Origin of the sequence: Vibrio rhodolitus, from assembly GCF_003350325.1 — a bacterium.
GTDB lineage: Bacteria > Pseudomonadota > Gammaproteobacteria > Enterobacterales > Vibrionaceae > Vibrio > Vibrio rhodolitus.
Window position 1 is genome coordinate 131,920 of sequence record NZ_QLYZ01000004.1, and the last position, 19,062, is coordinate 150,981.

Genomic DNA, 19,062 nt, shown 5'->3' on the forward strand with positions numbered 1-19,062 from the left:
CATGATGTTTGTCGCCTGTACGGTTTAACCATAAGATAACTGCATGTACTAGTTAGATAGGACAAGGAGTCCCATGAAAAATACATTCAATCATGCTCTACCGGATGCTCAAGGTTATTTTGGCGAATATGGCGGCAGCTTTATTCCTGATGAGTTGCAAACGGTAATGAATGAAATCACAGCGGCTTACAATGAGTGTCGACAAGATCCGGAGTTTCAAACAGAGCTAGCGCGTCTGTATAAGCATTTTGTTGGTCGTCCGAGCCCAATTTTTCATGCGCAAAACTTGTCGAACAAATATGGCGTTGATATCTACCTAAAACGTGAAGACTTAAACCACACTGGTGCGCACAAAATTAACCACTGTCTTGGCGAAGCGCTACTGGCTAAGAAAATGGGCAAGAAAAAACTGATAGCGGAAACAGGCGCTGGTCAACATGGTGTGGCGCTGGCAACTGCGGCAGCATTGGTCGGCTTAGAGTGTGATATCTATATGGGTGAAGTGGATATCGCCAAAGAGCACCCTAATGTTGTTCGTATGCGTATTCTTGGCGCGAACGTTATTCCGGCGACTCATGGGCGTAAGACGCTCAAAGAAGCGGTTGATGCGGCGTTTGAAGCATATTTAAAAGATCCAATTAGTCAGCTCTATGCAATTGGTTCGGTGGTAGGTCCGCATCCATTCCCAATGATGGTGCGTGATTTCCAATCCATCATCGGTAATGAAGCTCGCGAGCAGTTCCAAGAGATGACGGGCAAGCTACCTGATAACTTGGTGGCGTGTGTCGGTGGTGGCTCAAATGCAATGGGGCTATTTACCGCTTTCCTTGACGATCAAGATGTGGCGATTCATGGCGTTGAGCCAGCAGGGCGCTCGTTGGTTGAAGTGGGTGAGCACGCCGCCACATTAAGCCTTGGTGAACCAGGTGTAATGCATGGTTTTAAATCCTACATGCTAAAAGATGAAGCTGGTGAGCCGCAAGAAGTGTACTCAGTAGCAAGTGGTTTGGATTACCCATCGGTTGGTCCGCAGCACAGCTATCTAAAAGATCTCGGTCGTGTTCAATATGGCACTGCGGATGACAAAGAGTCTATCGATGCGTTCTTTGAGCTGTCTCGTTTAGAAGGGATCATTCCGGCAATTGAGTCATCACATGCGGTTGCTTATGCGTTGAAACTAGCAAAGCAGGGCGTTAAAGGCTCAATTTTGCTAAACCTGTCTGGGCGTGGTGATAAAGATATCGACTTTGTGGTTGAAAACTACGGCAAGCAGTATGGCATTGAGTCACTAATCTAACGTAGTTCAATTGAGCTGAAGATGATGAAATGAAGCTGGCGTAATGCCAGCTTTTTTTATGGCTGAAATTGCACCATATGTTAAACCTTGGTTATTATGAATAGATAAATAAAAACAAGCAGTAAAGTTAGTAGGGAAGAGTTATGGATGCGTTAGATTTACTTTTGAATCGCCGCTCAATCGCGCGTTTGTCAGAGCCAGCTCCGGAAGGTAAGGCGTTAGAGAATATTATTCGCGCAGGTCTTCGAGCCCCTGATCATGGCGGGTTAACACCTTGGCGTTTTGTGATTGCTCAAGGTGCGGGGCTACAAAAATTATCGACTATCTTGCATGAAGCCGCTCAAGCCGAAAATAGCGAACAAGCAGTGTTAGATAAAGTGACCAATGCGCCATTTCGCGCGCCGATGGTGATCACAGTGATAGCTAAGGTCACGCCGCATGAAAAAGTACCTGCATTTGAACAGCATTTATCAGCCGGTTGCGCTGCTCATGCAATGCAAATGGCGGCAGTTGCGCAGGGCTTTCAAGGCTTTTGGCGCTCAGGGAAATGGATGTTTCACGAAAAAGTTCATCAGGCGTTTAACTTACAAGGTGAAGACCAAATTGTTGGTTTTCTGTATTTAGGGACGCCGGGTTGCACACCAATGAAAGTGCCAGAGCGCGACTTGAGTAAGTTTGTTGAGTTTCTGTAGGGGAGTGGAGGGAACGCTGTCGCTCACGGAATACGGATGCGGGAACGTTCGGTTATCACCTTACTGACGAGATAAGAAAAAAGCTTGGCGGAGCCAAGCTTTTTTAGGATTAGTGGATGTTGTAGGCAATCACAAAGTCGATAAAAAGGCGTACTTTTTCAGGGAGGTGATCTTTGTGGTTGTACAGCATATAAATGTCGCGCGGGTTCGCGCTCCAATCTTGTAATACTTGCACTAAGCTGCCGTCTTCGATGAACTCGCGTAGCATCACATCTGGCATCAGAGTAATGCCTAAGCCTTCAGAACAAGCACTACGAACTACATTAAGTGCGCTTGCTTGGAAGCGACCTTTGTCATTATTGACAACCGCTTCACCGCTTTCATTGATCAGTTGCCATTTTAATAGCGGGTGACCTTTGAGTAGCTGGTGGTTGTGTAGCTCTTCAGCGTGCACCGGTGCAGGGTGGTGGTGCAAATAGTCAGGGCTTGCTACCAGAATATCTTTTACCGAACTGATTTTGCGAGCAATTAGGCTTGAGTCACGCTGAGGGCCAACGCGGAAAATTACATCCCATTCGGTTGGATCTAACTGATCGGCATGATTGCTTGTTGTTAGCTCAATGCTGATGTCAGGGTACTGACGCATAAACTCGTTAAACATCGGCATCATCATGCGTTTGGTTAAATTCGACGGAGATGAAATTCGAATCTTACCCGCAGCGCCGCGGCACTCGTCAGAGATCTCTTCAGTGACATTTGATAAGCGCTGTAAGAGTGGAGAACACTCATTGAAAAAACGCTCACCCGCTTCAGTCAGAGAAAGTTTGCGTGCATGGCGATTGAGTAAACGCAGATTTAATGAGTCCTCTAAAGCTTGAATACGTCGCGTAATGGTTGCAACAGGAATCATTGTTTTGCGTGATGTTGCAGTGTAGCTCCCATTTTCGACAACCAATCGAAACAGGTTTAGGTCATCTAATTTCATCATTTGGACACACTTTTTTACGAATTGCGTTAATTTATATTGATAATCTCTGTTAAAGATTGAGACACATCAACAACTAATGAGATCTTATGTTATTTTGATTACATTCACTATGCAACTTAGCGGGGCAAAGCCGAATTTGTATAAATAAGGGTTCACTACTAAGGTAATGAGAGATTTATTTATAACAAAATATCCATTAATGCGTAGTTAGGTGAGATTGATTCGTCGATAACACCACAATATTTTAGCGCGTTGTGCTGGAATTTATAAATATTACAATAATTAATAACTTTCACCCCCTTGGTGATGTGAGGCTGTACCATGCTTAAGACTTTAGAGGCGCAACGGTTGCCAGCAGGCAATATCGCCTCACATAAACGACGTATCATGCTAGTAGATGATGACCCTATTTTTCGTCGCATCACCAGTGCTTATCTTGAAGCGCAAGGCTACGAAGTGATCGAAGCAGAAGACGGTTTAGAAGGCTTAAAGTTTCTGCGTGACCTTGAACCGGACCTAGTGTTGTGTGACTTGGCGATGCCAGTGCTTAATGGGGTCGAATTTGTTGAAGAGGTGAGCGTTGCCTACCCATCCCTGCCTATGATTGTTGTCTCAGCCACCGAGAGCATTGCTGATGTTGCCAAAGTGGTGAAGTGCGGCATTCGTGATTTCCTAACCAAGCCTATCTCCAATCCTAACAATCTCGTCGATGCGATTGAGAGCACCTTAGAAGATACCGACAATCATTTAAGTGACCAACGAGACTTTTCTTCGCAATGGTTTAGAGTTGATGGGGCAGAAATGCCTGAGGAGCAAGAGCTTCACTGGCATTTGGACTATCTTGAGCAACACCCAATCGCGGCTAAAGATTTTCTCCTTGCGCTGTTGCCAGAAAAAGACACCACTCAAGGCAGTTGGAAATGCAGCTATCGATTGCTGCAGTCAACAGACGTGATGCCGCTGGTGTTTGATTACGCTTGGGTGATGAATGGTCAATTTGTCTTTTATCTTATTGATTCTGATAACGACAGCGGTCATGGCGCGGCAACCACCTTAATGGTTCGCGCCCTGTTTCATGACTATGTACGCGGGCTGCGTTCACAAAACGCCAATTTAAGAGACTTGGTAGATATTCTTGAAAAAGGAATCGGCTGCACCGACTGCGCAGAGCCGATTGATGCTGTGTTGGGCATTGCCAATGTTGCGGATGGCACGGTAAGCATATTACCAGCAGGGTTAGATGTTACCTTTGCCGATCATGTTAATCCATCAACTCAGCTCAATGCCGGCGCTTCTTTGGGTGAACGGAGTATGAGAAACCACAAGTTACTTGATGTTGCAATCGGCAAGCGCTGTACATTGAGTTCAAGCCGCTTAGGAACCAGCAGCTTTGCGTTAGATATTACCGATACTTCAAAAGCTTAGCGGCAGTTTTATACACTGGCATCAGTGAGAGTTTTGCCTTCTTGCCAGAATAACCCCATATATCCTCCGTGTTTGTCCGTTCAATATTACGGTATAGTTCAATTTCAACAAAAAGAACACAATTCGATAACAAGGTTGTTTCGAATAGAATGTTTTATCGTTTCCTTACAGATTTGAGATTGAGCAATGGCAGACAAAGATTTTAAAGAGCCCTATAATATCTTTTACTTTCTTGGGTTTATCGCAGTACTACTGATTCCAACCCTACCAGCAACCTTGACATGGATTCGCGTCTTTAATGGCTACGCTGGTTTTTAACTGAATTGGAGCTGAGCCATCGTTATTCGTCGTTTTTTGTATAACCTGATAGGTGGTCTCAGCTTATGTTTAGGTGTCCTTGGCATCTTTCTTCCTATTTTACCTACCACACCTTTTGTCCTTTTGGCTAGCGCGTGCTTTATGCGCAGTAGTCCACGTTTTCATCGCTGGTTAAGCGAACATCAAACATTTGGTCCAATCATTTCTAACTGGCACCAACATCGAGCCGTTTCACAAAAAGTAAAATTGCGTGGCGCTATCGTGATGGTGGCAAGTTTCTCTTTTTCTATCTACATAGTGCCGCATGATTGGTTAAAGATTATGCTGGTGGTGATGTTACTTGTCCTACTGAGCTGGTTTATTCGTTTGCCTGTGATAGAGCACCTTGCTGACCAAGAAGAAAATCACTAAGATTGGCGAGAAGTGTGCCCACATATTTTAGTGGGCGTTTGTTTTTTCACCATAAGCTTTTTAAGCTTTGAGTAGGTGAAAACAATTAACTCGCAAGTCGTGAGCAAGAGTGATTACGACTGCGTAGCCAATCTTAAGAAAGAATTATGACGACTGAAACAATCTCATTGATCAAAGCAAGCATCAAAAGCATCGCTGACTATCCAAAACCAGGCATCCTATTCCGTGATGTAACAAGTCTGCTAGAAGATGCGCAAGCTTACCAAGCAACTATCCAAATACTTGTCGATAAGTACAAAGAGATGGGCTTTACCAAGGTTGTAGGTACTGAAGCTCGTGGCTTCCTATTTGGTGCACCGCTGGCTCTAGAATTGGGTGTGGGCTTTGTTCCTGTGCGTAAACCAGGTAAGTTGCCACGTGAAACGGTTGCACAAACTTACGATCTTGAATACGGCACTGACACACTAGAAATCCACGTTGATGCCATCAATGAAGGCGATAAAGTACTAGTAGTGGATGATCTACTAGCAACTGGCGGCACTATTGAAGCAACAACTAAACTTATCCGCCAACTTGGTGGTGAAGTTGAACACGCAGCATTCGTTATTAACCTACCAGAAATCGGTGGTGACAAACGCCTAGAGAAACTAGGTCTGAATGTTTACAGCATCTGCGAGTTCGACGGTCACTAATCGGAATAGTTCATGAGTTATCTTGCCTTAGCGCGAAAATGGCGACCAACCAAATTTAATGAAGTGGTTGGTCAGACCCACGTATTAACTGCTCTAGAGAATGCTCTTGCGCAGAATCGCCTCCACCATGCTTACCTGTTTAGTGGTACGCGTGGGGTAGGTAAAACCACCATTGGTCGTTTGTTTGCCAAGGGTTTGAACTGTGAAACAGGGATCACCTCAACGCCTTGTGGTCAGTGTGATACTTGTCGTGAGATTGATGAAGGTCGCTTTGTTGACCTACTCGAAATCGATGCGGCTTCGCGCACCAAAGTGGAAGATACTCGTGAACTGTTAGATAACGTGCAGTACAAACCTGCACGTGGTCGCTTTAAAGTTTACCTCATCGATGAAGTACACATGCTCTCGCGCCACAGTTTCAACGCGTTGTTAAAAACGTTGGAAGAGCCACCAGAGTATGTGAAATTCCTTCTTGCGACTACTGATCCGCAAAAGCTGCCAGTTACGATCCTATCGCGTTGTTTGCAGTTCCATCTTAAGCCGATCAGTGTTGATGATATTCATCAGCAACTTGAACACGTTTTAAATCACGAAAGTGTGGGTTTTGAGCAGCGTGCACTAGGCATGATTTCTCATGCAGCTGACGGCAGTATGCGTGATGCTTTGAGCCTGACAGACCAAGCGATTGCATTGGGTAATGGTCAGGTTCAAACTGAGCTGGTTAGTCACATGCTCGGCACCTTGGACACTGACCAAGCTCTGCATCTACTTGAAGCGATTGCGTCTAAGCAAGCGCAAACGGCAATGGATGCGATTTTGCGTTTGGCGCAAAATGGCGTCGAGTGGGATGGTTTGCTTAATCAGTTAGCCACTCAGTTACACCGTATTGCGATGTACCAAGCGCTGCCATCTACGCTTGATAAAGCGCAGCCAGATGCAGAGAAGGTAGAATTGTTAAGCCGTTCGCTTTCTCCTGAAGATGTGCAGCTTTACTACCAAATTGCGCTTAAAGGTCGTCAAGACTTGCCGTTTGCTCCGTCTCAACGTGTAGGCTTAGAGATGGTGGTTTTGCGTATGATGGCGTTTCGTCCTGCTCCGGCGGGTGCGAATGTGATTTCGACACAAACTGAGTCAATCGCGCCTGTTGCCACTGCGCCGGTTCAAGCTCCTGCATCGGTTACCCCTGCGCCAGTAAACCCGGCACAAAATGCAGTACCAAGTCGCACTCCAGCGGCGACTGCATCAGCGACTCCGCCACAAGCACCAACTTCGGCGCCAGTACAGCAGCAAACGCCACAGCCAATGCAGCGTCCAATGGCACCAGAGTATGATCTTCCGCCGCCACCAGATGGCTATGACGAAGAGTATGATGTAGCGCCAGATTACGCCGCGCCGAGTGCGCCTGTGCAAGCCGCCCCAGCGCAAGAACCATCAACGCAGCAGCCAACATCGCCAACGCGTCCATCGATGGCCGGTTTGCGCCATCAACTGCGCTCGCAACGCACAGGTCAAACACCAACAGGTGGAAATACGCCAAAAAAGGCTAATGCGACATCTGCCGCTAAGAAAGAATCAGTTCTCGATCGTGTAGCACAAAAACACGCGGGTTCTGCGCAGGTGTCGCTGCATAAGCATGGTTTGCCTTCGGTTCCGGTGACGGAAGAGAAAAAGGATGACGCATACCGCTGGACGCCAAGTGCTCCGCAAATCAAGCAAGAGAAAAATGAGCTGACGCCAACGCAAATTAAGCAGGCGCTAGAGCATGAAAAGACACCTGAAATGGCAAAGAAACTTGCCGATGAATCCGTAGAACAAAATGAGTGGGCAGCGCTTATCACTCGTTTGAACACGGCCAAATTAGTTGAGCAGCTAGCTCTGAACTCTTTTTATGAGAAAAATGGGTCGACCATTTCGTTGACCCTTCGCGCAGAGCAAGCCCACTTAAATACCGATCGCGCCCAAGCAGAGCTACTAGAAGCATTGAATGGCGAGCTCGGTGAAGAATGCCACCTGAGTATCGAAATTGGCGATAAAGGTCAAACGCCGCTAGAGCTGCGTGATGCGCTTTATCAGGGTAAATTACAACAGGCATTTGACAGTTTAGAACAAGATCCTCATGTACAATTTATAGAGCGACGCTTTGCAGCAGAGCTAGATAAAGATAGCGTGAGACCAGTTTAGGGTTGAAAGCACTGCTTTTTACCCCAATCTACTATTAAAACCACAAGCAATTAGTAGAGCCTGAATTGAGTCAGGTTTTGCTAAGCATAACCAGAGAGATAAACATGTTTGGTAAAGGCGGTATGGGCAACCTGATGAAGCAAGCCCAGCAAATGCAAGAACGCATGCAAAAGCTTCAAGAAGAAATCGCAAATATGGAAGTAACAGGCGAGTCAGGTGCTGGCCTAGTTAAAGTGACTATCACTGGTAGCCATAGCGTACGTCGTGTAGAAATTGACGAGAGTCTAATGGAAGACGACAAAGAGATGCTTGAAGATCTAATCGCAGCGGCATTTAACGATGCAGCGCGTCGCGTAGAAGAAACGCAAAAAGAAAAAATGGCGCAAGTGACTGGTGGTATGCAACTACCACCAGGCATGAAAATGCCATTCTAGTCACTGAAGGTTAGTAAATGCGCACCAGTCATATGCTGGAGCAATTGATGGAGGCCTTACGTTGTCTACCTGGGGTTGGTCCCAAGTCGGCTCAGCGTATGGCCTTTCATTTGTTACAGCGAGATAGAAAAGGCGGCCTACAACTGGCTGATGCACTAAGCCAAGCAATGACTGAAATTGGTCACTGCAGCGAGTGTCGTACCTTTACCGAAGAAGAGGTTTGTCATATCTGTACCAACCATAAGCGCCAAGAAAATGGTCAGCTTTGTGTGGTAGAAAGCCCTGCTGATATCGCAGCGGTGGAGGCGACAGGTCAATTCTCAGGTCGATACTTTGTTCTGATGGGGCACTTATCGCCTCTTGATGGCATTGGTCCAAGTGACATTGGTTTAGATGTACTGGATTACCGTCTACGTCGTGGTGATATCCAAGAAGTGATCCTAGCCACCAACCCAACAGTGGAAGGCGAGGCGACCGCTCACTACATCGCTGAGCTGTGCCGCGAGCACCAAGTTGATGCAAGCCGCATCGCACATGGTGTCCCTGTCGGTGGAGAGCTCGAGCTAGTCGATGGCACAACACTGTCCCATTCGCTACTTGGACGCCACAAGCTTTGAAAAAACCGCCTTTGGGCGGTTTTTTGTTGGGCGGATGCGGGATGCGGGATGTGGGAATGTTCGGCTAGCGCCTCGCTTACGGATGCGGGATGTGGGAACGTTCGGCTGACGCCTCGCTTACGGATGCGGGATTTGGGAACGTTCGGCTGACGCCTTACTTATGGATGCGGGATGTGGGAACGCTCGGCTGACGCCTCACTCACGGGTGTGGAAGCGTAGCGTCAGAGTGCCTTGTTCTCTTTCCGTAGCGCTAGCGTTCTGTAGCGAAGCGCTCCCAAATCCGTAGCAACGCGTTCCCACATCGTTCCCGCCTCATTCCTCTTTGCCAGCAATCATCTTATAAGCCAGTGCACCCAAAATTGCGCCGATAATAGGTGCTACCCAAAATAGCCAAAGCTGGCTGACCGCCCAATCACCGACGTAGACGGCAACGCCAGTACTTCGAGCTGGGTTAACTGAAGTATTAGTGACAGGTATCGAGATAAGGTGGATCAGCGTTAGGCACAAACCAATCGCCAGTGGTGCAAAGCCTTGTGGGGCTCGGGAGTCAGTGGCTCCCATGATGACGAGCAAGAACATCATCGTCATAACGATTTCACACACCAGCGCTGCCACTAGCGAATATTGCCCAGGGGAATGTTCGCCATAACCGTTTGAAGCAAAGCCGGAAGCTGCGACATCAAAGCCGGCTTGTCCTGTTGCGATGATATAGAGTATGCCACCGGCGATAATACCGCCTATGACCTGAGCAATTATATAGGGGAGGACATCTTTGGCTTCAAAGCGCCCACCTACCCATAACCCAACAGTGATGGCAGGGTTTAAATGACACCCCGAGATATGTCCAATTGCGTACGCCATCGTGACTACCGTCAAACCAAAGGCGAGTGATACACCAAGCAATCCAATCCCGACATCAGGAAATCCAGCGGCTAACACCGCGCTACCACAACCACCTAACACCAACCAAAATGTGCCAAATGTTTCTGCAAGAAGTTTATTCATAGTGACAGGTTCCTCTCTAAGAGTACCTGCTGAACATAGTCAAAGATCGGCGAGTTTGCCTAATCTGGCGGTTTTTCGGTATCGGCGGAACTGATAGTGGTGAGAAAATTCGAATATAGTTGAGATTTTCTCGAAGCATAAAATCAGAAATAGTTGAGAAAATTGGCGGAAATTTACCTGTAAAAGCAAAATTGTGATCTATTTCGATTGTTTTAATCATATTTTGTTGAGAGTATAGCGCGGTGATAAGTTGTTTCTCAAAACAATTTGAATAAAAACTAAAATGCAAATGAGGAAAATCATGAAAAAAGTGATCAGCGCGGAACAAGCTCCTGCAGCAATTGGCCCATACTCACACGGTACTTCTTTTGGTGAGATGATCTTCACTTCTGGTCAGCTACCTGTAGATGGCGCGACTGGTAAAGTCGTTGAAGGTGGTATCACTGAGCAGAGCGTTCAATCACTAACTAACCTTAAGCATGTTCTAGAAGCTGGTGGCGGTAGCATCGACACAGTTCTTAAAACAACTTGCTACCTAGCAAATATTTCTGACTTCGCTGAATTCAACAAAGTGTATGCAGATTTCTTTAAAACTGATTGCCCAGCACGTAGCTGTTTCGCAGTTAAAGATCTGCCACTAGGTGTTCTTATCGAAGTTGAAGCGATTGCTCACAAACTGTAGTTGTAAACAACCGCTCGCTTGGACGAAATCACTTTCCACTAAAGGGTAATTTGGCAGCAATAGAATGATTCCCTCGTACATAGATACGCGCTATGTATCTGCTATTGAATTTTCAAGGATTGAAAGTGAGGTAGCGCTTGCTGCAACTTTGCATGGAAAGAGAGAGTAATCAATGACCTTGGTAATTGAATCAAGGTATAGTAAGCGAAGAGTTATACACTATGGTGAGCTTGGGCTTGATTGACTGTTCCAGCAATTTGCTGGGGTGAGCTTTCAAGCCCTACTTATCATCGATAAGCTAAGGTAGGTAAATTGGAAGTTAAGAAACTGACCAAAAGTGATTTGGACATCCTTCACTCGATGAAAAACGTGGTTGATGGAATTGCTCGCATGTATGGCGAACATACCGAAGTCGTGCTCCACAGCTTAGATGCCGAATCTCCGGCTATCATAAAAATCGCGAACGGTCATGTTACTGAACGAGGCGAAGGCGCGCCAATTACTAACTTAGCTTTGATGAAACTAAAAGAGGGCAAGGATGTTTCTGACTCGTATTTGACCAAAACTCAATGCGGCAAGACATTGCACTCAATTACAACCATCGTAAGAAACCCAAAAAATAAGCCGATTGGTTTGTTATGTATTAACGTTGATATGGATGCGCCGATTCAGTCATTTTTGAAAACGCTGCTACCACCTCGCAACGATAACGCACAGGAACTAGCGTCGCCTGAGACGTTTGCCAGAAACATCGATGAGACGATTGAAAGTACCATTGATTCGGTGCAAACCGAAGTTTGGCAAAATGAAGCGATAGCTCCTTCCAAACGTAATCGTGAGGTTGTGACGCGTTTGCATGGACTGGGGGTATTCAAAATCAAAGATGCGGTTTTGATGGTTGCAAACCAATTGGGTATTTCGCGAGATACGATATACCTCTACCTACGAGAATTGGGTAACAATTGATACCGCTTTTTGGTCGGTATCACTTTAAACCGACTTGTTTTGAGTTGGTAAAATAAGCACAAAAAATCGCCTTTCGGGGCGATTTTTTGTATCTGCTCAAGGCAAAAGATAATCAAAAGAGCCCAGCACTGATTGCTAGACTCTTGGGTGATTAGCCACGTTTTAGGTAGTGTCTGTAAGAGGTTGAGCCAGGTTTTGAGGTGATTTTGGTAAACTCAAATACTCGACCATCTTTTAAGATGCCAGTAGAAAGAATGCACATCAGTGGCTTTTTCGCATCGACTTGTAGCGTTTCGCACATGTGTTTATCGGGCATAATCGCTTCAAAGTCTTGATAAGCGCCATCAATTTCAAAGCCCAATTCCTGCTCTAGATAGCGATACTTAGAATCTTCTAACGACATCACATTCATTTTTGGATACATCGCCGCTGGCATATAGGAATCTTCGTAGACACAAGGTACGCCGTTTACCAATTTAAAGCGGCGAATAAAGTAAACCTTTTCATCTCTGCTGATCTTTAGGATCTCGGCTAAGTCTTCATCAGGATCAATCAGTGAAAATTCGCAAATTTTATACTCTAACTTGGTGGCTGGATCGTCAACATACTCCTTGGTACTTTTCAGGGTCAACATTGAGCTGACCATGGTTTTACCAATGATGGTTGTCCCTGCTCCTTGACGTTTTTCTACCATGCCAAGTGCAACGAGTTCGTCGATAGCTTTACGAACGGTAATCCTGCTTACAGAGTAATGCGCGATTAACTCTTTTTCAGTTGGTAAGGTTTCACCAATTGAGAACTCATCTGAATCGATACGGGAACGCAGATCCTGCATCACTTTCTTATAAAGCATATAGCACCTCTCTTATGCAGAAAATGTAGCATGACCTGATGGTACAAATCAATAACCTTTGAGCTGTATCACATCTCTAGTTGGCTGATATCAGGAGAAAATACGACTAATTGTTATTTATTGGTACTAAATATTGAGCGAAATCTCAAAATACATCTCTTATTTGTTATTGATCACGTTTAACATATCTTATATTTGTCATATTGGTTTGGCAGGAGTAATTTAAATCTTGTCGAAAGACGGAACACTCTGAAAAAGATATATAACAAATTAAGGACCCTGCCCATGTTGAGTGCGATACAACGATTAGGCGGAGCAATGTTTACCCCGGTTTTGCTGTTCCCATTTGTTGGGATACTTGTCGGATTAACCATTGTTCTTAAAAACCCGGTTTTTGTTGGTGATCTAGCTGATAAAAACGGTCTGTATTATCAAGTGTTACAAGTCATTGAAGAGGGTGGCTGGACCATCTTCCGTAATATGGCGCTTTTATTCGCAGTTGGCTTGCCAATTGGTTTAGCAAAAACCGCTCATGCTCGTGCAGTTATGGTCGTGATGGTTTCATACTTAACCTTTAACTACTTTGTAGGTGCCATGGGTGGCTTCTGGGGTGAGTTCTTTGGTGTGGACTTCTCACAACCAATTGGCGGTACGTCAGGTCTAACTGAAATTGCAGGTATTAAAACTATCGATACCGGTATTTTTGGTGCCATTATCATCTCAGGTCTTGTGACTTGGATTCATAACCGTACGTTCGAAAAACAGCTACCTTCTTACTTAGGCATTTTCCAAGGTGCTTCTTTTGTAGCGATGATCTCATTCTTTGCCATGCTGCCAGCAGCTTGGTTAACCCTTTACGTCTGGCCAACAATTCAACACGGTATTTTAGGTCTACAAACTTTCATGGTTGAGTCAGGTTCATTTGGTGTGTGGCTATATACATTCCTAGAGCGAATCTTGATCCCAACAGGTCTGCATCACTTCGTTTACGCTCCGTTTGTCTACGGCAACATTGCGACTCCAAACGGCATTGCGGTTGACTGGTTCACGAATCTAGAAATGTTCACTCAGTCTAGCCAAGCGATGGTGGATCTATTCCCTGCAGGTGGCTTTGCTCTGCACGGTAACTCGAAGATTTTTGGTTGTACGGGTATTGCGCTTGCGATGTACCACACGGCAAAACCAGAAAACCGTAAGAAAGTGGCTGCGCTATTAATCCCAGCAACACTAACCGCAGTGCTTGTTGGTATCACTGAGCCACTAGAGTTTACCTTCCTATTTATTGCGCCATGGCTATTTGCGGTTCACGCAATCCTTGCAGGCACAATGGCAATGGTGATGTACAGCTTCGGCGTAGTAGGCAACATGGGTGGCGGTCTGATCGAATTTGCCACTGGTAACTGGATTCCACTACTAGGTAACCACACCAGTATGGTGGTGACGCAAATCGCGATTGGTCTATGTTTCACCGTGATTTACTACTTCGTGTTCAAGTTCCTCATCGTGAAGTTCGATGTGCCAATCGCAGGTCGTGGTGAAGCTGAACTGAAACTACACACTAAAGATGATTTCAATAAGAAACACGGTATTACGGGTAAAGATGCACAAGGCGCAAGCCCACTACAAATTCAAGCTGTTGAAACTATGCAAGGCTTGGGTGGTGTAGAGAACATTGCTGACCTAAGTAACTGTGCAACGCGTCTGCGTGTGACAGTGAAAGACCCTGCAAAAGTGGAATCTCCAGAATACTTTATGAGCACTGGTGCGGTGAACTTGGTTAAAAACGGCAATGCAGTACAAGTCATCATTGGTCTTAGCGTTCCTCAGCTTCGTGAAGAGTGCGAAAAGATAGTCAGTGTTTACAAAGCAGAACAAAAAGTGGATGAGCTAACACCAAGTCCGGCTAGTTAAAACCAAAAATAAAAATCTAAACAATTAATTTAAACAAATATCAAATGGGCGGTGACAGCGCCGCCCAACCCAAGAGAGGCATATCATGAAAAAAGAATTCTCAGTAGTTATTGCAGGTGGCGGTTCAACATTCACTCCAGGCATCGTGATGATGCTACTTGAAAACCAAGAGCGTTTTCCGATCCGTAAGCTGAAATTCTACGATAACTTTGCATCGCGTCAGGAAACAGTGGCAGAAGCGTGTAAGATCCTACTTAAAGAACGTGCTCCACACATTGAGTTCTCTTACACCACTGATCCTCAAGAAGCGTTCACAGACATCGACTTCTGTATGGCACACATCCGTGCAGGTCTTTACGCAATGCGCGAACAAGATGAGAAGATCCCTCTACGCCACGGCTGTGTCGGTCAAGAAACTTGTGGTGCTGGCGGTATGGCTTATGGTTTACGTTCGATCCCAGCAGTAATCGAAATGATCGATTACATGGAAAAATACTCACCAAACGCTTGGATGCTGAACTACTCAAACCCAGCAGCAATCGTTGCAGAAGCGTGTCGCGTACTTCGTCCTGACTCAAAAGTACTCAACATCTGTGACATGCCAATTGGTATCGAAACTCGTATTGCAGAAATTCTTGGCTACCAAGATCGTAAGCAGTTCGACATCATGTACTACGGTCTAAACCACTTTGGCTGGTGGAAAGAGTTTAAAGATGCGCAAACGGGTGAAGATCTGATGCCACGCATCAAAGAGTACATCCAAGAGTACGGTTACTTGCCACCAAGCGCAATGAATGGCTCACAACACACAGATGAGTCTTGGAAAGAGACCTTTATTAAAGTTCGTGACGTTTACGCACTTGATCCAGAAACGATTCCAAATACGTACCTAAAATACTACATGTACCCAGACTACGTAGTAGAGCACTCAAACAAAGAGTTCACTCGTGCTAACGAAGTAATGGAAGGTCGTGAGAAAGAAGTATTCACAGAGTGTCATCGTATTATCGCAGCGGGTACAGCTGTTGATACCACGATTGAAGTGGAAGAGCACGCGTCTTACATTGTTGACCTTGCAACAGCGATTGCATTTAACACTAAAGAGCGCATGCTACTGATTGTTCCTAACAACGGCGCTATCAGCAACTTTGACCCAACAGCAATGGTTGAAATCCCATGTATCGTTGATAACACGGGTGCTAAACCACTACAAATTGGTGAAATTCCTGAATTCCAAAAAGGTATGATGAGCCAACAAGTATCGGTAGAAAAACTGGTTGTTCAAGCGCACGTAGAGCAGTCTAAACAACGACTATGGCAAGCGCTTACTCTGTCTGCAACTATCCCAAGTGCAACAGTGGCGAAAGCGATTCTTGAAGACCTACTAGAAGCTAACAAAGATTTCTGGGTTGAAATGAAGTAAGCCAGATCGTTATCTATGCCCTGCGTAAGCGGGGCATTTTTTGTAGGTATTTCAGTAGGTATAAATAGATGATAGATGTCACTATTCTTGGCTACGTAGCTGCGTTTTGCACCACTTGCTCTTTTGTCCCTCAAGTGATGCATATTCTAAAAACTGGTGATACCAAGTCGATATCACTGGCGATGTATAGCTGCTTTGTCTTTGGTGTCTTTCTTTGGCTTGTTTATGGCATCGCTATGCAAGATTGGCCAATCATCATTGCCAATGCAATCACCTTGATGCTTGCAAGCATCATACTGTTACTCAAAATACGCGATGTAGTGCGTAATAAGAAACGCGCCCCTCTGAGTGCTTAGTCACCACTCAGCCCCCCTTTAAGCCAGATGCTCGTCATCTGGCTTTTTTTGTTTTTGCGTCTTAGTGCCAATTTAACTCTCCGCCTTTGTGAGCCGAGGGGAGTAAACGTCGGTATTCGGCTAGAGTTGTATAGAGAAGAAATGGTCAAGAGGAACTCCGCTATGAATAATAAAGCGATAAAGCTGGGGGTTTATTGCTGCAGCGGCGATGAATATTGGTGGGGTACTGCTCTTCTCGCGAGGCTTAACCAATCAAGTGATTAACCAATTTGATCCGGTAGTGATGTCGAACTTTGGTTTGCTGATGATCATGATCTGGGGGCTAGCGTATCTCGGCGCGGCAACGATTACATCTAAGCTTACCTGGCTAGCGGCAGCGTTTGCCTTGGAAAAGCTGGCTTATGTGGTTACTTGGCTGTTATGGATTTCGCATAACAATCTTAGTGATGTATACCAACTCGACCTTTTCGCTGGGTTGTTCTACTCAATCTATGGTCTTATACCCAAGTGACTTCAAGATGCAGGATTCAGAGCGTTGTCATTGATTCGATTTCAAGGAAAACAACGCAGCGTAATAGCCAGCTCTTTCCAAGTTGTTTGACGCAGCAATCGGGTCAATGACACGCTCCCAAAGGGCGAGTTGCCTTGGCTTGTATACTTTGTTGTCGATTCTTGATTTAGATCCACTAGACCTTTAAATCGCCGCCGCGTCTACAAACCAAGTCATTCTCGCTGAATCTAGCATCTCGAGGTTACTTGGGTATAATGACTTAGTGTTTATGCTGTTCTTTAGCTGGGTGTTTGTTTATTGCTGGCGAAGTGAGAAGTGAGAGCAGAGAGGGGGAAAGAAATGAGAACTGAGAAGTAGAAAGAAATGAGATTCGAGATACTGGACACAAAGAAAGATCCAACATCGTAGACAAAGAAAAGAGCCGAGAAGAAGTTCCTCTCGACTCTCGTATTCTCGACTCCCGTATCTTGGAGCGCAGCGTTCTAAGCTTTTTAAGTGCGAATCATTAAGCCATCACTTGTAAGTGTTCATTCACTTCTTGTCTTACTGACGCCACATGGCTGCCGAAGATGATTTGAATATTTGTGCCTTTGAGTACCACTCCCATTGGGTTGGACTCACGAATGATCGCTTCATTGACCAGCTCTGGATCGCGCACTTCAACGCGAAGGCGGGTATAGCAGTTTTGCACATCGACAATATTCTCTTTACCACCTAGACCTTTGATGATCGCCGCTGAGTTGTATTGACCTGCTGCCGCATCAATCGCTTGACCTTGTTGTTTGGCTTTGTAATCCGCTTTGCTGTGCAGTTTCATTTCTGCTTCGCCACGACCTAGTGTTTTTAGGTTTAGCTTGGTGATAAGTGCGCGGAACACGACGTAGTAAACCGCTAACTGAACTAGACCCATTAGGATGTAGTATGGCCAATCAGTTTTTTCTGTACCAAGTGGCACGTTGTAAACGATAAAGTCAATTAAGCCGCCTTTACCAACTGCAACGATATCGAAGACTGCTAGTAGAGACATAAACAGACCCGTTAGAATCGCATGCACAACAAATAGAATTGGTGCAACAAACAGGAATGAGAATTCAATTGGTTCAGTTACACCCACTAAGATAGAGGATGCGATAGCAGGGAAGACAATCGCTTTAACTTTTTCACGTTTGTCAGCATCTGCACAGTGGTACATGGCAAGACCAGCACCGGTTAGACCAAAGATCTTCACTAGGCTGCGTGAGTCAAAAATGATTGAGCTAGACAGACGAGCAGTCTCTGGATCACCAATTTCAGCAAGGAAAATATTCTCTACACCACAGTAGGTTTGTTCAGCAATCACTTGGCATCCGCCTAGGTCGGTGAAGTGCATTGGCACCCAAAGTAGGTGATGCAGACCTGTTGGGATCAAGATGCGCTCAAGGAAGCCGTAGACCCCAACACCCATTGATCCCGCGCCGCGAATATTCTCGCCAAACTGGAAAATTACTTGTTGTACTGGAGGCCAGATATGGGTGAACAGCAAACCAAGGCCAATAGTAATTGGCAGCATGATGATCAACACCAAGCGAGATTCACCATAAAGTGACAGTGCACCGCTCAATACCTTTTGGCTGTATTTGTTGTGGAAATACGCATTGATAATACCAATTAGCATACCCACGAAGATGCCGGTATCGACCACCTGCAACCCCATAATATTGGCTTGCCCCGTGCCACCTAAGTCGCCGTCAATAAGCAGACCATTGACCTTCATATAGGTGTTCATGGTGTAGAGGTAAACGAAGTAGAGGATCATGGCGTTAAAGCCAGCCAAATGTTTATCTTTCTTCGCCAGACCAACAGAAATACCCACAGCAAAGATGATATGCAGGTTGATCAAAACGCTCAGAGTTGACCAAACCAGAACTTCACCCATGCCTTTGAAAAAAGGTGCATCTAAAAATGGCAGTAGCTCTACGATTCCCGGGTTAGTCACAGCAGCGCCAATCGCGATAACAAAGCCGACTAGCGGCAGTACGTAAATAGGAGCCAACATTGCCCGTGATAAATCACTGAGGTAAGTGGTGATTGCTTCCTTGTTCATGTTTTTGTCTCGATTAATTATTAGTAATTTTTCTAGATAACATTCAATCAGCCGTTAGCGGCGATTGAGTCATTTATTAGTAGGTTGCTAGGTACTTTATTAATAAAAAATGTCATGACAACTTGGAGGGTTAATATTTGTGATATATGACCTATCTATAATTTAATATGTCATGTTATCTTATGTTTAATATAACCTTTAAATTGGAGTTATCAAT

General features: G+C 45.3%; 19 protein-coding genes. 15 read left to right on the top strand and 4 right to left on the bottom strand.

Annotated elements, in window-relative coordinates:
• Window positions 1-73: 73 nt before the first annotated feature.
• Window positions 74-1,297, top strand: coding sequence for a tryptophan synthase subunit beta (gene trpB, locus DPF93_RS05870; protein ID WP_114765285.1), 1,224 nt, complete (start codon window positions 74-76; stop codon window positions 1,295-1,297).
• Between the two features lie 143 nt (window positions 1,298-1,440).
• A complete protein-coding gene (locus tag DPF93_RS05875) occupies window positions 1,441-1,989 on the top strand; it encodes an NAD(P)H nitroreductase (protein ID WP_114765286.1) in 549 nt (182 codons plus the stop codon).
• A 109-nt stretch (window positions 1,990-2,098) separates the two neighbouring features.
• Here the strand turns inward: DPF93_RS05875 and DPF93_RS05880 are convergent, their stop codons facing one another.
• The gene (locus tag DPF93_RS05880) at window positions 2,099-2,974 is read right to left on the bottom strand and encodes a LysR family transcriptional regulator (protein WP_114765418.1); all 876 of its coding nucleotides are present in this window, start codon (window positions 2,972-2,974) and stop codon (window positions 2,099-2,101) included.
• Between the two features lie 324 nt (window positions 2,975-3,298).
• Between DPF93_RS05880 and DPF93_RS05885 the strand changes: the two genes are divergently transcribed.
• The 7 genes from DPF93_RS05885 to recR all read left to right on the top strand — a co-directional run bounded on the left by DPF93_RS05885 (window position 3,299) and on the right by recR (window position 9,055).
• A complete protein-coding gene (locus DPF93_RS05885; protein WP_114765287.1) occupies window positions 3,299-4,402 on the top strand; it encodes a response regulator in 1,104 nt (367 codons plus the stop codon).
• A 186-nt stretch (window positions 4,403-4,588) separates the two neighbouring features.
• Window positions 4,589-4,720 (top strand): hypothetical protein, encoded by a 132-nt coding sequence (locus DPF93_RS21510; protein ID WP_008080664.1) that lies wholly within the window; start codon window positions 4,589-4,591, stop codon window positions 4,718-4,720.
• Between the two features lie 18 nt (window positions 4,721-4,738).
• Complete coding sequence (locus DPF93_RS05895; protein WP_279628050.1) at window positions 4,739-5,131, top strand: YbaN family protein; 393 nt, start codon at window positions 4,739-4,741, stop codon at window positions 5,129-5,131.
• A 146-nt stretch (window positions 5,132-5,277) separates the two neighbouring features.
• Complete coding sequence (apt, locus tag DPF93_RS05900) at window positions 5,278-5,823, top strand: adenine phosphoribosyltransferase (protein WP_114765288.1); 546 nt, start codon at window positions 5,278-5,280, stop codon at window positions 5,821-5,823.
• A 12-nt stretch (window positions 5,824-5,835) separates the two neighbouring features.
• The gene (gene dnaX, locus DPF93_RS05905; protein ID WP_114765289.1) at window positions 5,836-8,004 is read left to right on the top strand and encodes a DNA polymerase III subunit gamma/tau; all 2,169 of its coding nucleotides are present in this window, start codon (window positions 5,836-5,838) and stop codon (window positions 8,002-8,004) included.
• Window positions 8,005-8,108: 104 nt separating this feature from the next.
• Entirely contained in the window at window positions 8,109-8,438 is a 330-nt protein-coding gene (locus DPF93_RS05910) for a YbaB/EbfC family nucleoid-associated protein (RefSeq protein ID WP_075649825.1), read from the top strand.
• A gap of 17 nt (window positions 8,439-8,455) precedes the next feature.
• Window positions 8,456-9,055: a recombination mediator RecR gene (gene recR, locus DPF93_RS05915; RefSeq protein WP_114765290.1), complete on the top strand. Its 600-nt coding sequence runs from the start codon at window positions 8,456-8,458 to the stop codon at window positions 9,053-9,055.
• 312 nt (window positions 9,056-9,367) lie between these two features.
• Here the strand turns inward: recR and aqpZ are convergent, their stop codons facing one another.
• The gene (gene aqpZ / locus DPF93_RS05920) at window positions 9,368-10,060 is read right to left on the bottom strand and encodes an aquaporin Z (RefSeq protein WP_114765291.1); all 693 of its coding nucleotides are present in this window, start codon (window positions 10,058-10,060) and stop codon (window positions 9,368-9,370) included.
• 301 nt (window positions 10,061-10,361) lie between these two features.
• On the opposite strand from aqpZ, the gene DPF93_RS05925 reads away from it, so the two are divergent.
• Window positions 10,362-10,742, top strand: a complete 381-nt coding sequence (locus DPF93_RS05925) for a RidA family protein (RefSeq protein WP_114765292.1) — start codon at window positions 10,362-10,364, stop codon at window positions 10,740-10,742.
• Between the two features lie 312 nt (window positions 10,743-11,054).
• Window positions 11,055-11,708 (top strand): helix-turn-helix transcriptional regulator, encoded by a 654-nt coding sequence (locus tag DPF93_RS05930; protein WP_164675321.1) that lies wholly within the window; start codon window positions 11,055-11,057, stop codon window positions 11,706-11,708.
• 151 nt (window positions 11,709-11,859) lie between these two features.
• Here the strand turns inward: DPF93_RS05930 and DPF93_RS05935 are convergent, their stop codons facing one another.
• The gene (locus tag DPF93_RS05935; RefSeq protein ID WP_114765293.1) at window positions 11,860-12,561 is read right to left on the bottom strand and encodes a GntR family transcriptional regulator; all 702 of its coding nucleotides are present in this window, start codon (window positions 12,559-12,561) and stop codon (window positions 11,860-11,862) included.
• Window positions 12,562-12,846: 285 nt separating this feature from the next.
• Here DPF93_RS05935 and DPF93_RS05940 point away from each other — a divergent pair, with 285 nt between their 5' ends.
• The 4 genes from DPF93_RS05940 to DPF93_RS05955 all read left to right on the top strand — a co-directional run bounded on the left by DPF93_RS05940 (window position 12,847) and on the right by DPF93_RS05955 (window position 16,762).
• Window positions 12,847-14,472, top strand: coding sequence for an alpha-glucoside-specific PTS transporter subunit IIBC (locus DPF93_RS05940; RefSeq protein ID WP_114765294.1), 1,626 nt, complete (start codon window positions 12,847-12,849; stop codon window positions 14,470-14,472).
• Between the two features lie 85 nt (window positions 14,473-14,557).
• Complete coding sequence (locus tag DPF93_RS05945; RefSeq protein ID WP_114765295.1) at window positions 14,558-15,895, top strand: 6-phospho-alpha-glucosidase; 1,338 nt, start codon at window positions 14,558-14,560, stop codon at window positions 15,893-15,895.
• Between the two features lie 68 nt (window positions 15,896-15,963).
• The gene (locus tag DPF93_RS05950) at window positions 15,964-16,251 is read left to right on the top strand and encodes a SemiSWEET transporter (protein ID WP_114765296.1); all 288 of its coding nucleotides are present in this window, start codon (window positions 15,964-15,966) and stop codon (window positions 16,249-16,251) included.
• 208 nt (window positions 16,252-16,459) lie between these two features.
• Window positions 16,460-16,762 (top strand): hypothetical protein, encoded by a 303-nt coding sequence (locus DPF93_RS05955; RefSeq protein ID WP_114765297.1) that lies wholly within the window; start codon window positions 16,460-16,462, stop codon window positions 16,760-16,762.
• A 505-nt stretch (window positions 16,763-17,267) separates the two neighbouring features.
• Here DPF93_RS05955 and DPF93_RS05960 read toward each other — a convergent pair.
• Window positions 17,268-18,845, bottom strand: a complete 1,578-nt coding sequence (locus tag DPF93_RS05960) for a PTS transporter subunit EIIC (RefSeq protein ID WP_114765298.1) — start codon at window positions 18,843-18,845, stop codon at window positions 17,268-17,270.
• Between the last annotated feature and the right edge of the window lie 217 nt (window positions 18,846-19,062).